The sequence below is a fragment of the Nonomuraea sp. NPDC050328 genome (assembly GCF_044459405.1).
Classification (GTDB): Bacteria; Actinomycetota; Actinomycetes; order Streptosporangiales; family Streptosporangiaceae; genus Nonomuraea.
The window spans coordinates 130883-143982 of record NZ_JBITIW010000007.1 but is presented as its reverse complement, the minus strand read 5'-3'; the positions used below and the strand labels follow the sequence as shown (position 1 = coordinate 143982).

General features: G+C 72.5%; 12 protein-coding genes. 9 read left to right on the top strand and 3 right to left on the bottom strand.

Translation table 11 applies throughout. The features are described 5' to 3' along the window. Window positions 1-81: 81 nt before the first annotated feature. The 4 genes from ACIBG7_RS25955 to ACIBG7_RS25940 all read left to right on the top strand — a co-directional run bounded on the left by ACIBG7_RS25955 (window position 82) and on the right by ACIBG7_RS25940 (window position 3087). On the top strand, window positions 82-1614 hold the full coding sequence (locus tag ACIBG7_RS25955; protein ID WP_397337852.1) for a phosphodiester glycosidase family protein: 1533 nt from the start codon (window positions 82-84) through the stop codon (window positions 1612-1614). Window positions 1615-1770: 156 nt separating this feature from the next. Next, the gene (locus ACIBG7_RS25950) at window positions 1771-2211 is read left to right on the top strand and encodes a hypothetical protein (RefSeq protein ID WP_397337851.1); all 441 of its coding nucleotides are present in this window, start codon (window positions 1771-1773) and stop codon (window positions 2209-2211) included. Between the two features lie 52 nt (window positions 2212-2263). After that, window positions 2264-2746: a hypothetical protein gene (locus tag ACIBG7_RS25945; RefSeq protein ID WP_357932571.1), complete on the top strand. Its 483-nt coding sequence runs from the start codon at window positions 2264-2266 to the stop codon at window positions 2744-2746. Then, window positions 2743-3087 carry a hypothetical protein gene (locus tag ACIBG7_RS25940; RefSeq protein ID WP_397337850.1) on the top strand — a complete coding sequence of 115 codons (345 nt, stop codon included), beginning with the start codon at window positions 2743-2745 and terminating at the stop codon, window positions 3085-3087. The genes ACIBG7_RS25945 and ACIBG7_RS25940 overlap by 4 nt, the downstream gene beginning before the upstream one ends. A gap of 51 nt (window positions 3088-3138) precedes the next feature. Here ACIBG7_RS25940 and ACIBG7_RS25935 read toward each other — a convergent pair whose 3' ends face one another. Further along, window positions 3139-4773, bottom strand: coding sequence for a discoidin domain-containing protein (locus ACIBG7_RS25935; RefSeq protein WP_397337849.1), 1635 nt, complete (start codon window positions 4771-4773; stop codon window positions 3139-3141). Between the two features lie 165 nt (window positions 4774-4938). Here ACIBG7_RS25935 and ACIBG7_RS25930 point away from each other — a divergent pair, with 165 nt between their 5' ends. Beyond that, window positions 4939-6861 carry a cellulase family glycosylhydrolase gene (locus ACIBG7_RS25930; RefSeq protein WP_397337848.1) on the top strand — a complete coding sequence of 641 codons (1923 nt, stop codon included), beginning with the start codon at window positions 4939-4941 and terminating at the stop codon, window positions 6859-6861. Between the two features lie 119 nt (window positions 6862-6980). Continuing rightward, entirely contained in the window at window positions 6981-8468 is a 1488-nt protein-coding gene (locus tag ACIBG7_RS25925; protein WP_397337847.1) for a cobyric acid synthase, read from the top strand. Here ACIBG7_RS25925 and ACIBG7_RS25920 read toward each other — a convergent pair. Together ACIBG7_RS25920 and ACIBG7_RS25915 are read right to left on the bottom strand one after the other, a co-directional pair. After that, window positions 8458-9480, bottom strand: coding sequence for a 1-acyl-sn-glycerol-3-phosphate acyltransferase (locus ACIBG7_RS25920; RefSeq protein WP_397337846.1), 1023 nt, complete (start codon window positions 9478-9480; stop codon window positions 8458-8460). The genes ACIBG7_RS25925 and ACIBG7_RS25920 overlap by 11 nt on opposite strands. A 4-nt stretch (window positions 9481-9484) precedes the next feature. Then, window positions 9485-10297, bottom strand: a complete 813-nt coding sequence (locus tag ACIBG7_RS25915; protein WP_357933319.1) for a patatin-like phospholipase family protein — start codon at window positions 10295-10297, stop codon at window positions 9485-9487. A 110-nt stretch (window positions 10298-10407) separates the two neighbouring features. Here ACIBG7_RS25915 and ACIBG7_RS25910 point away from each other — a divergent pair, with 110 nt between their 5' ends. The 3 genes from ACIBG7_RS25910 to ACIBG7_RS25900 are packed head-to-tail and all read left to right on the top strand — an operon-like array spanning window position 10408 to window position 13040. Continuing rightward, entirely contained in the window at window positions 10408-11292 is an 885-nt protein-coding gene (locus ACIBG7_RS25910; RefSeq protein WP_397337845.1) for an ATP-binding cassette domain-containing protein, read from the top strand. Next, a complete protein-coding gene (locus ACIBG7_RS25905; protein WP_397337844.1) occupies window positions 11289-12080 on the top strand; it encodes an ABC transporter permease in 792 nt (263 codons plus the stop codon). The genes ACIBG7_RS25910 and ACIBG7_RS25905 overlap by 4 nt, the downstream gene beginning before the upstream one ends. Continuing rightward, entirely contained in the window at window positions 12081-13040 is a 960-nt protein-coding gene (locus ACIBG7_RS25900) for a PucR family transcriptional regulator (protein ID WP_397337843.1), read from the top strand. The last annotated feature ends 60 nt before the right edge of the window (window positions 13041-13100 follow it).

Below are 13100 nucleotides of genomic sequence, written 5' to 3'. Positions count from 1 at the left end.
TTATTAATTGTCTCGGAAGAATAAGCAAGCAGGAAGCCCTCGTCAAGGCATGCCCGGCTTGCCCCCATGCGAAGGACCCAGATGCCCCCCAGAGCCCTGACGACCCTGGTCGCCGCCCTCACCCTGGCGCTCCCGGCCACCGCCGCACCCGCCTCCGCGACCGCGCCCGCCCTGGATCCCGCCCTGCCGCCGGGCGTCACGCTGACCTCGTTGTCGCTCGGCGCGCAGGACGCCGACGACTACTGGACGGTGCACGTCTACCTCCCGGCGACCCTCGACGGGCCGCTGAACACCGCCCCGACCGCGCTCGGCCCGAAGGAGATCGCCGACCGCGTCGCCGCCGCCCTGCGCGACAAGGGCTTCGAGCCCCGCGTCGAGCAGGTCGACCTGCCCGCCTTCGCCGACCGCCCGGCCGGCGTCCTCGGCTGGACGGTACGGCTCGGCCGCCACGCCACCAGCGGCGAGGCCTCGGCCGCGCTCACCAAGGTCAGGGCGGCCGGCTTCGCCGGCGGCACCCGCTACACCGCGCAGGACGGCACCGACCCCGGCGCCCCGCAGCGCGTCCACGTCCTGCGCGTCGACTTCAGCCAGTTCCGCGGCAGCGTGGACACCGACTTCGGGCCGGCGCTGAACGGCATGGAGACCCTCACCGACCTCGTCGCCGCCTCCGGCGCCGCCGCCGGGATCAACGCCCAGTGGTTCTACAACCGCGCCCCCGGCGGCCTGTACGTCAAGAACGGCAAGCTCATCGGCTCGGCCACCCAGGGCCGCGGCGGCATCAAGATCACGCACGGCGGCCGCCGCGTCGACGTGGACGCCTACACCGCCCGCGTCACGCTGCACGCCGGCGGCGAGCGCGTCGAGCTCGACGGCGTCAACCGCCTGCCCGGCGAGGTCTGGAACTGCGGCGGCGTCGGCGGCGACCAGCCCACCGAGAAGGCCCAGCACGACCTGAAGTGCACCGACGCCAGCGAGCTCGTGCGCTTCACCCCCGAGTTCGGTGTCACGCCGGCCGGTGAGGGCGCCGAGGCCGTGCTCGACTCCCGTGGCACCGTGCTCGCGCTCAACCCGACGCGTGGTGCGGCCGTCCCTCCGGGCGGTTCCGTCATCCAGGCCATCGGCGACAGCACCGCCTGGCTCCAGGCCCACGCCCGTCCCGGAAGCCGGTTGCGCGTCTCCGAGCGGGTCGAGGACAGCCGCGGCCACCGCGTCCCGCTGACCCCCGACACGACCATCCTCCAGGTCGGCCCCACCCTCGTCCGCGACGGCCGGGTGTCGGTCAACGCCGACGCCGACGGGCTGATCCGCGAGGGCGCCGACCAGACCTTCACCTACAACTGGACCCTGCGCGCCAACCCGCGCTCCATGATCGGCATGGACGCCCAGGGCCGGCTGATGCTCGTCGTGGTCGACGGCCGCCAGGCCGGCTACAGCGAGGGGCTCGGCATCCCGCAGACCGCCGAGCTGATGCGCAGCCTCGGCGCGGTCGAGGCGCTCAACCTGGACGGCGGCGGCTCCAGCGTGCTGGCCACCGCCGGGACCGGCATCGTGAACCGCCCCTCCGACGCCACCGGCCAGCGCTCCCTCGGCAACGTCATCCTCGTCCGCCCGTAACCGGACCCCTCGGACCGCCCCGGGCCGGCCGGCCACCCGGCCCGGGGCCTGCACGGTGAGCAACTCCCGGGCTCGTCGCGGGCGAGCCGCCGCGTCCCTGGGTCACGCCAGCCGGTTGCAAGATCTTTCCAAGTCCGCCCGCCTAGGCTCCCGCCCATGAGAACGAACCTTGTCCTGGGCGCCACCGTGGCTCTCCTGCTCGGCGCCGCCTTGCCCGCCCCGGCGTCGGCCGCCGCCGGCGTCCACTGGGGCCCCGTGCAGTCGGCGGGCGGGCACGGCGGCTACGCCAAGGCCGACGTGTGGATCTCCGACTTCAGCGCGGAGACCTTCCAGGTGTACGGCAAGCTGTACGACCGCGACCCGCACCGCGACCACTGCGCGACGGTCCGGGCCCGCTTCCACTACGCCGGCGGCGGCACCGGCTGGAGCCGCGCCAAGTCCACGTGCTCGCCCAGCGGCTCGTTCCGGTTGAGCTCCGACGGGGAGATCAAGCGGGTGGACGTCCGGGTGTGCGTGTACGACACCGCGCGGCGCGCGACGCTGAAGTGCCACCACGACGCCATCACCCCCGAGATCATCGCCGGCTGGCCGCAGTAAATGAAATGACAGATATTTGTGTCATTTCCGCGATTTGCGATAGCCTCCAAGCGTGGCACACGACGAGCAGCTGATCTTCGCCGACCATGTGGGCCGGTTCTACGCCCGGCACTACGGCTTCCCGCCGATGGCCGGGCGGCTGCTGGGCTACCTGCTCGTGTGCGACCCGCCCGAGCAGCCGATCGACGAGCTGGCCGACGCCCTCCTGGCCAGCCGGAGCGCGATCACCGGGGCGGTGAAGCTGCTGGAGGGCTACCAACTGGCCCGCAGGACGCGGGCCGCAGGCGAGCGGATGGACAGGGTGAGCGTCGACCCGGCCAGCCGGCAACCGCAGAACTTCGACGCCACCCTCCATCTGCAGCACGCCGCCCTCTTCCGGGAGGGTCTGGCGTTGCTCGCCGACGCCCCGGCCGAGCGCCGCGCCCCGCTGGAGGAGATGGTGGCGCTCGCCGAGTTCCTGAGCGAGCGGTTGCCGGCGTTGCGGGAGGAGTGGCTCGCCCATCGCGCGGCGCGAGAGCTTGGAGGCTCGGCATGACCCACCTCGACCTGACCGAACTGCGGGCCCGATCCGACGCCGGCGACCGTGACGCGACCGACCTGCTGGTCGAGGCCGCCGGAGAGCTCGGCGACGTGGCCGAGCTGCGGCGGCTGTCCGACGGCGGCAACGCGGACGCCACCGACCTGCTGCTCGAACTGGCCGCCGAGCACGGTGACCTGGGCGAGCTGCGGCGGCTGTCCGACGCCGGGCACTCCGGCGCGACCGACCAGCTCATCGAGACCGCCACCGAGCTGGGCGAGCTCGGCGAGTTGCGCCGGCTGGCCGCGCTGGGCAACTCCACCGCCGCCGAACAGCTCGCCGAGCTCACCGGCCAGTAGCCCCGCCGTACGAGCCGGCTTTCGGCGGGGGCGCCTGCCGTACGGGCAGGGTCAGAGCTGTTGCCAGAGGGAGGGCGCGGCCGGGGGCTCCCACCCGGCCTGAGCGGTGTGCGCCTGGAGGCAGCGGTAGGTGACGCCCCCGTAGACGACCTGGCTGTTCACCGCGTACACGGTGCCGGACCGCCAGGTGGTGGCGCCCGTGGAAGTGGGGGAGGGAGACGGCGTGCTTCCCGCGGTGCCGTAGACCTGGAATTCGTGCAGGCTGTAGCCGTAGGGGGTGGCGCGCTGGGTGCCGTGGACGCGGATGTGGCGGGCGTTGGCGTTCAGGGTGAGGTCGTCGGTGCCGCCGTCGCCGTTGGTGGTGGTGTGGACGGTGGTCCAGGTGCTGGCGTCCGGGCTGGTCTGGATCGTGTACGCCTTGGCGTAGGCGGCTTCCCAGGTGAGTTTGACGCGGGTGATGGCGGCGGTGGCGCCGAGGTCGACGCGCAGCCACTGCGGGTCCTGGCCTTCGAGGCTGGCCCAGCGGGTGGCGGCGTCGCCGTCGACGGCCTTGCCGGCTTCGAAACCCGCGCCCTCGATGGAGGAGGCGTAGGCGGGCTTGCCCTGCGACAACAGCGTCCCGGTGCTCGTGCCCGCGGTGGTGCCGGTGACCGGACCGCCGGCCGCTGAACGGTTGCCCGCGGCGTCGAGGGCCTTGACGGTGTAGGCGTAGCCGGTCGAGGGGCTCAGGCCGGTGTCGGTGTGGGTCGTCCCGGTGACGGTGGCGACCAGGGTGGAGCCGCGGAAGACCTCGTAGCCGGTGACGCCGACGTTGTCGGTGGAGGCGTTCCAGGCCAGCGACACGCTGGAGGAGGTCGTGCCGGTGACGCGCAGGCTCGCCGGGGTGCTGGGCGCGGCGGTGTCCCCGCCGCCGCCGTCGGTGAGCTGGTAGGCACGCAGGTTGCGCAGCAGCAGGTAGGTGTCCTGCAGCGAGCCCGAGGTGTCGCCGAGCGAGCGGTAGATGCCCCACTTCGGGCGGACGCGGTCGGCGAGGAAGGTGTCCACGCCGGTCTTGGTGGCGTCCACGATCGTGGTGCCGCCGCTCTTGACCACCCAGCGCACCGAGCCGTCCGTCCCGTTGCCGATCTTCATCTCGTACTCGATGTCGATCCACTTGTCGTGCAGCGGCTCCAGGTTGGTCCGGCCCACCAGGATGTTCTGCTCGAAGACCTTGTGCTCGATGGTCTGCACGCCGTTGACCCGGCGCAGCGAGGTGACCGTGATGGGCGAGCCGCCCGATCCCGGCTGCTTGGTCTGCATGATGTGGGTGAAGGTCGTGGTGGCCTTGAGCGTGCTCGGGATGTACATCGAGTAGGTGACGCGCCAGGTCTCGCCGAGCTTCCACTGCAGGTGACCGGCGGGCGTACGGTTGCCGGTGACCTCCTGGCGCTGGCGGTCGGTGATGGAGTCGCGGTCGACCATGTGCATGTCGAAGCGGTAGGCGTCGCCCGAGACCTTGATGTGCGGCCTGGCGGCGGGGTGGGAGTCGGCGCGGTCGTCCTCCAGGGTCTCGAAGGCCTGCGCGGGGGTGTGCGTGGTCGCGTTCGGCGACCAGCGCAGCGTCCAGGTGGGGGCGGCGTGCGCGGCGGGGGTCAGCAGCGCGAGCAAGAGCGTGGACGCGGCTAAGACGCCGAGCCTGCGGATCATGGGGGCTCCCGGGGCTGGGGGATAGATCGGACCTCATAGTGCCCGAGACTTGACTGATCGTAAAGATTCTTAACAAAAGATGGGCCCGGATATTGAGCTGGGCCGCCGGCTGTCCTAGGGTCATTGTTTATTAGGAAGCTTTCCTAACTGATGAGAGGAGTACGGATGCGCCGCGCCACCCCCCTCCTTCTGCTCGCCGCGCTGCTGGTTCCGTTAGGACCCGTCGCCCCCGCCTGGGCGGCCGGGACCGGACCGGCCGTCTCGGTGCGAGCGGCGTACCCGGCCTGGACGCCGGGCACGACCTACCCCACCGGTTCCCTGGTCACCTACGCCGGGACCGACTACGAATGCCTGCAGACCCACACCGCCCAGACCGGCTGGGAACCCGCGACGGCGGCCGCGCTCTGGAAGGCGGTCGGCGGTGGCGGCGGTCCCACCCCGACGCCCACCCCCACCCCCAGCGCCTCCGCCACCCTGCTGTCGCAGGGCAAGCCCGCCTACGCCTCCTCCATCGAGGGCGCCGGTTTCGAAGCCGGCAAGGCCGTCGACGGCGACGCCGCCACCCGCTGGGCCAGCCTCGAAGGCCAGGACCCGCAGTGGCTGCGCGTCGACCTCGGCGCCACCGCCGCCATCACCCGCGTCAAACTCACCTGGGAAGCCGCCTACGCCAAGGCCTACACGATCCAGACCAGCCCGGACGCCAGCACCTGGACCACCGTCCACACCACCACCAACGGCGACGGCGGCACCGACGACCTCACCCTGAACGCCAACGCCCGCCACATCCGCGTCCACGGCACCCAGCGCGCCACCCCCTACGGCTACAGCCTGCACGAATTCCAGGTCTACGGCACGCCCGGCAACGGCGGCGGCGACACCGCCGCGCCGAGCGTCCCGGCGAACCTGCGGGTGACCGGCACGACCTCCTCCAGCGTGTCGCTGGCCTGGAACGCCTCGACGGACAACGTCGGCGTCACCGGCTACGAGGTCTTCCGCGGCTCGGCGCTGGTGGCCACGGTCTCCGGGACGACGCACACCGACACCGGCCTGAGCGCGTCCACCGGCTACGCCTACACCGTCAGGGCCACCGACGCCGCGGGCAACCGCTCGGCGGCCGGCGGCCCGGTCACCGGCACGACCACCCAGGGCGGGAGCGGCACGCCGGTCGAGGCCAACGGCCAGCTCCGGGTGTGCGGCAACCGGCTGTGCAACGCGAACGGCAAGCAGATCCAGCTCCGGGGCATGAGCACGCACGGCCTGCAGTGGTACCCGCAGTGCGTCACCGACGCCTCGCTCAACGCGCTGGCCGGCGACTGGAAGGCCGACATCGTCCGGCTGTCGATGTACATCCAGGACGGCGGCTACGAGTCCAACCCCCGGCTGTTCACCGACCGGATGCACAGCCTGATCGACAAGGCCACCGCGCGCGGCCTGTACGTGATCGTCGACTGGCACATGCTCAGCCCCGGCGACCCCAACTACAACCTCTCCCGGGCCAAGACCTTCTTCACCGAGATCGCCCAGCGGCACGCGGGCAAGCCCAACATCCTGTACGAGATCGCCAACGAGCCCAGCGGGGTGAGTTGGTCCAGCATCCGGTCCTACGCGCACCAGATCATCCCGGTCATCCGCGCCCAGGACCCCGACGGCATCGTGCTGGTCGGCACCCGCGCCTGGTCCTCCCTCGGCGTCTCCGAGGGGGCCAGCGAGACCGAGGTGGTGAACAGCCCGGTCAACGCCGCCAACATCATGTACACCTTCCACTTCTACGCCGCCTCGCACGGCAGCACGTACCTGTCCACGCTGTCCCGCGCGGCCGACAAGCTGCCGATCTTCGTCACCGAGTTCGGGACGCAGAACTCGGCGGGTGAGGAGGCGAACGACTTCGCCATGTCCCAGCGCTACCTCGACCTGATGGCGCAGAAGAAGATCAGCTGGGTCAACTGGAACTTCTCCGACGACCATCGCTCCGGCGCGGTCTTCAAGACCGGCACCTGCTCGGCCGGCGGCCCCTGGACCGGCACCGGTCCGCTCAAGGAGGCCGGCATCTGGGTCCGCGAGCGGATCCGCACGGCCGACGACTTCTAGCCGGGCCACCCCGGCCGGCGGTGCCCGAAACGGCGCCGCCGGCCGATTCCGGCTGCCCAGACCTCCGATGAATCACCCCGCGGCGGGCCTCGCTCACCGATCCCGTTACGGTGGGCGGCGTGAAGGGTGCGTTGCTGGTCGCGGGGACCACGTCGGATGCGGGCAAGAGCGTGGTGACGGCGGGCATCTGCCGCTGGCTGGCCCGCCAGGGGGTGCGGGTGGCGCCGTTCAAGGCGCAGAACATGTCGCTCAACTCCTTCGTCACCGCCGACGGCGCCGAGATCGGCCGCGCCCAGGCGATGCAGGCGCAGGCCGCCGGGATCGAGCCGGTGGCCGACATGAACCCCGTCCTGCTCAAGCCGGGCAGCGACCGCCGCAGCCAGGTGGTCCTCATGGGCCGGCCGATCACCGACGTGGACGCCATGGAGTACGGCGAGCTCAAGGACATGCTCCGCGAGGCGGCGCTGGCCTCCCTCGCCCGGCTGCGCGCCGCCTACGACGTGGTGGTCTGCGAGGGCGCGGGCAGCCCGGCGGAGATCAACCTGCGCGCCGGCGACCTGGCGAACATGGGCCTGGCCCGGGCCGCCGACCTGCCGGTGGTGGTGGTCGGCGACATCGACCGGGGCGGCGTCTTCGCCGCCTTCTACGGCACCGTCGCCCTGCTGGAGGCGGCCGACCAGGCGCACATCGCCGGGTTCGTGGTCAACAAGTTCCGCGGCGCGGCCGAGCTCCTCGAACCCGGCCTGGACATGCTGCGCGAGCTCACCGGCCGCGAGGTCTACGGCGTCCTGCCGTGGCTCGACGGGCTGTGGCTGGACGTGGAGGACTCGCTCGCCCTGGAGGGGCGCTCGATCGAGGTCCGCGAGCCGTACCAGGGCAAGGGGGTGCTGCGGGTGGCCGTCGTTCGGCTGCCGCGCATGTCCAACTTCACCGACCTCGACGCGCTCGCCGGGGAGCCCGGCGTGGTGGTGCGCTTCGTGACCAGCCCCGCCGAGCTGGAGGACGCCGACCTGGTCGTGCTGCCCGGCTCGCGGGCGACGGTCTCCGACCTGGCGTGGTTGCGCGCCCGCGGCCTCGACGTCGCGCTCGCCGCGCGGACCAGGCCGGTGCTCGGCATCTGCGGCGGCCTCCAGATGCTCGCCCGCGAGATCGTCGACGAGGTGGAGTCGGGCGCGGGCCGGGTCGAGGGACTCGGACTGCTGCCGGTCCGCGTCGAGTTCGCCGCCGGCAAGACCCTCGGCCGGCCGCGCGGGGAGTGGCGCGGCACGCCGGTCACCGGCTACGAGATCCACCACGGGGTGGCGAGCGTCGAGGGCGGCGAGCCCTTCCTGGACGGCTGCCGCGTCGGCCCGGTCTTCGGCACCACCTGGCACGGCGCGCTGGAGAACGACGGCTTCCGCCGGGCCTTCCTCGCCGAGGTCGCCGCGCTGGCCGGCCGCGACTTCGTGCCCCACCCCGACGTCAGCTTCGCGGCCCTGCGCGAGGAGCGGCTGGACGCGCTCGGCGACCTGGTCGAGCGGCACCTCGACACCGGCGCGTTGCTCCGGCTGATCGAGCACGGCAGCCCGGAGGTCCCCTTCCTGCCGCCGGGCGCGCTCAGGGCTTGACGCCCACGCGGTGCTCGTCCACCCAGACGTCGATCAGCTCCCACTGGTCGTAGAGCCAGGCGATGCGCTCCTCCTTCGGCACGTCCGCGGCCGGTACCCGCCACCACTTGGCGGTGATCCGGGCCCGCACCGGCAACTGCCGCCAGACGTCCCCGACGGTGACCAGGTGGTCGAGCCCAGTGTGCGCGACGAAGATGACGTCGGCCTGCGGGCACGCCTCGATCGCCGCGATGGCGCCGCCGGGCCGGGGCGGCAGCAGGTGGTCCATGCCGCGGGCGCGCTCGGCCTCGGCGGCCAGGCCCTTCTCCTCCAGCCGGCGGATCGCCAGCCGGCGCCGGCGCGGGGTGAAGTTGCCGCCTTCGGGGAAGATCACCAGCGCGTCGTCGTCGTCCATGGAGGCCGCGAGCCGCCTGATCTCCTGGAGCACGCCGCTCTCGGTGATCTTGCGGGGAACGAAGGCGTTGGGCAGCCGGTTGATGATCACGTCGAGCGACGGGTCGAACTGCAGGGCCGCCTTCATCACGATCCTCGGCTGCCTGCCGTACCGGGCGAGCAGGTGGTGGACCAGCAGGAACGAGTCGCCGGGACCGGCGTGCCGGGCCAGGACGATGATCGGCCGGCTGAGCCGGGCGGCCTGCTCGGCGGAGGTCAGCGGGGGCTCCTCGACCTCGACGCTGAGCTGGAAGATCCGGACCGCGGCGGCGTACACCCGGCCCAGGAACCACCGGATGAGCGCGTAGTGCCGCTCCCGGTAGGAGTCGCGCTGGAGCCGGCCGCCGAAGCCGGCGGCCACCCACAGCCCGAGACAGGCCAGCAACATCCCCGACTCCAGCACCAGCCACGAGACGCCGAACCACAGGAAGCGGGTCCCGCGGCGCTGCGGCGGCGGCAGGCGCATCGAGGCGGCGGTGATCACCAGCAGCCAGATCGGCAGCGTGACCACCAGCGCCACCGTCAGGACCAGCACCAGTGGAGCGAGGATCAGACGCCGCAGGATCCGAGGGGGGAGCACCCCTTCATACTGCGCTCGTCCGGAGGTATCGGGAAGAAGCCTCATACGCCCGCTCGATGGAGGTGCTGATCCGCGACAGGTCGCGGTATCGGAACGGCGAGGCCGGCCCGGGCGCGCCGGTCGGCAGCACGTGCACCTCGACCTCCGGCGGGAGCAGCGCCATCTCCTCGGCGAAGCGGTGCCGGCGGGCGATCTCGAAGGCGACCAGCCCGACCTCCCACGGCCGCCGCGGCGCCTTCAGCGGATGCTCGATCCGCCCCACGTGCAGGACGAAGACCCGCTTGGCGCCCAACTGCACCGCCCGGCCGACCGGGATGCTGTGCACCAGCCCGCCGTCCAGGTAGTGCTGGCCGTCGATCGGCACCGGCGGCAGCAGCCCCGGCACCGCGCAGGACGCCAGCACCGCGTCCACCAGCGGCCCCGAACCGAACCACCGCGCGCTGGCCTGCTCGATCGAGGCCGCCACACACTCGAAGCGCACCGGCAGGTCCTCGATCAGCTCGTACGGCACAGCGGCCCGCAGCACCTTCCGCAACGGCCCCACCGGATGCAGATGCGTCCCGGTGCGCGCCAGCGTCGACAACCGGGTCAGCAGGTTCCCCGCGAAGGCCGACCGCACCACGTCCGACAACCACAACTCGGTCAGCCGCGCCGCCGCCTGCGACCCGGCGGCGGCCACCACGGCCCCGTTGATCGCCCCGATCGAGGTGCCCACGACCAGGTCGGGCCGGACGCCCGCCTCGTCGAGCGCCCGCAGCATGCCCACCTCGCGCGCGCCGAGCACGCCGCCGCCACCCAGCACGAAAGCCGTCTCCACCGCACCATGATGCCTCGCCCCGCGGTTGCCTCGTTCCGGAAAGGAAGCGCCTGCCGTACTGCCGGATCCGGCCGATGACGCGGCGGCGGCGGAGGCGGACCATGGCTGGCATGACAGCAGTGGTGCAGGCCGAGGGCCTGACCAAGTACTACGGACGGCGGCGCGGGCTCGAGGACCTGACGCTGGAGATCCAGCCGGGGGAGATCTTCGGCTACCTGGGTCCCAACGGCGCGGGCAAGACCACCACGCTCCGGCTGCTCCTGGACGTGATCCGGCCGACCCGCGGCTCGGTGCGGGTCCTGGGGGAGCGCTCGCGCGACCCGGCGGTGCGCGGCCGCATCGGCTACCTGCCCGGCGAGCTGGCCCTGGAAGGGCGGGAGAAGGCCCGTGACTACCTGCGCTTCCTGGCGCGCATCCGGGGCGGGGTGCCGGTCGCGCGGATCGACTCGCTGGCCGAACGGCTGGACGCCGACCTGGGCGTGCCGATGCGCAAGCTGTCCAAGGGCAACAAGCAGAAGGTCGGGCTGATCCAGGCGTTCATGCACGAGCCGGAGTTCCTGATCCTGGACGAGCCGACCGGCGGGCTCGACCCGCTGGTGCAGCAGGAGTTCCTGGCCATGGTGCGGGAGGTGCGCGCCTCCGGCCGGACGGTGCTGATGTCCTCGCACGTCCTGGCCGAGGTGGAGAGCGTCGCCGACCGGGTGGGCATCGTGCGCGACGGGCGGCTCGTGGCGGTGGAGAACATCGCGGCGCTGCGTGAGAAGGCGGTGCGCCGGGTCGAGCTGCACTTCGACGCGCCGGTGCCGGCCGAGGCCTTCCGCGACCTGCCGGGCGTGCGCGACCTGCGCATCGACGGCGCGGCGCTGAGCTGCACCATCGACGGCCGGCCGGACGCGCTGGTCAAGGCGGCGGCGAGGTTCACCGTGGTGCACCTGGTGAGCGCCGAGCCCGACCTGGAAGAGATCTTCCTGACCTACTACAGCGAGGAATCATGATCACCAGGACGTTGCGCGAGTACCGGCGCGGGCTGCTCGGGTGGAGCACCGGGATCGGCCTGTTCATGGCGATGTACATCAGCATCTTCGCCAGCCTGCGCGACGACCCCGCCACGCTCAGCGCCCAGGCGATGGCCAAGTACCCCGGCCCGCTCAAGGACCTCATGGGCGGCATGCAGGACATCGGGACCGGCACCGGCTACCTGCAGACCGTGGTCTACCAGCTCATCGTGCCGCTGGTCTTCCTGGTCTACGCCGTCGGGCTGGCCAACCGGGCGCTGGCCCAGCCGGAGGAGGCCAGGACGCTGGAACTGGTGATCACCCTGCCGATCGACCGGCGGCGGCTGCTGCTGGAGCGGTGGGCCGGGACGGCGCTCACGCTGGTGGCGCTGGCGGTGGCGACCGGGGCGGTGGTGCTGCTGGTCGCGCAGAGCATCGACCTGGGCGTGCCGGCCGGCCGCATCCTGGCCGCGCACACCGGCGTGCTGCTGATGACGCTGTGCTGGGCGACGCTGGCGCTGACCGTGGGCTCGGCGACCGGACGGGCGATCTACGGCACCGCCGCGGTCGGCGTCTGGGCGCTGGCCGGGTACACCGCGACGACCGTCGGGCGCAGCATCGAGGCGATCTCCTGGCTGAAGTGGGTCTCGCCGTTCCACTATTACGGCGAGGCGCGCCCGCTCTACACCGGTCTGCCGGTGAGTGACTACCTTGTCCTGGTGGCCGTGGTCGCGGTCCTGCTGCTGACCGCCGTGCTCGCCTTCGATCGGCGTGACGTGGGAGTGTGAGTGGACCACCGGGCTGCGGGACGGCAGGCGGCCGAACAGGGGGTGCCCCTGCGCGAACTGGTCGGCGCGGCGCTCGCGGACGAGGCGTTGCGGCGTAAGGTCCTCGCGCTGATCGACGGGTACGAGGCCGCCCAGCTCGACGCGCTGCGCAAGGAGCACCAGGCCCGCCACGAGTTCGTGGACGACCTGCTGCAGGGGCGGTCGGAGCGGCTGGCCGAGCGGGCCGAGCACTTCGGGCTGCGCCTGGCCGAGTCCTACGTGGTGACCGTCGCCCGCCCCCGGCCTGAAGCCGACGCCCGCCCCCGGACGGACGCCCGCCCCTCTACCGAGGCCCGCGTGGAGTCCGGGGGCCGGCCGCTGGGTGGGTGGCAGCGGGCCATCGAGGAGGCCATGACCGCCCGGTTCGGCTCCCACAACGTCCTGGTCGCCGTGCGGGACGGCCTGCTGGCCTGCGTCGCCCCCGCCTCGCTCCCGGCGGCGGTCGGCGAGTTCACCCACCACGTGCGGTCCCGTTTCGAGGAGGGCTGGCGGGTCGGCGTCGGCCGCCCGCACCGCGGCCCCGGCGGGGTGGTGACCTCCTTCCGCGAGGCGGCCAACGCCCTCGACCTGGCCGACCGGCTGGGCCTGGGCCGCCAGGTGGTCAAGGCGGCCGACCTGCTCGTCTTCCCGGTGCTGCTGCGCGACCGGGAGGCGATCGAGGACCTCATCACCAGCGTGCTGAGCCCGCTGCTGACCGCCAGGGGCGGCGCGACGCCGCTGCTGGAGACCCTGGAGGCGGTCTTCGCGGCGCAGGGCAACCAGGCCGCCGCCGCCCGGCGGCTCGGCATCAGCACCCGTGCGGTCACCTACCGGCTGGAGCGCATCCGGCGGCTGACCGGCTTCGCCCCCGACGACCCCACCCAGCGCTTCACCCTGGAGACCGCCGTGCTCGGCGCGCGGCTGCTCGACTGGCCGGGATGACGTATCGTGGCATCGAGACACGCATGTCTCATAGCGAGATACGAATGACTCGGAAGAGGT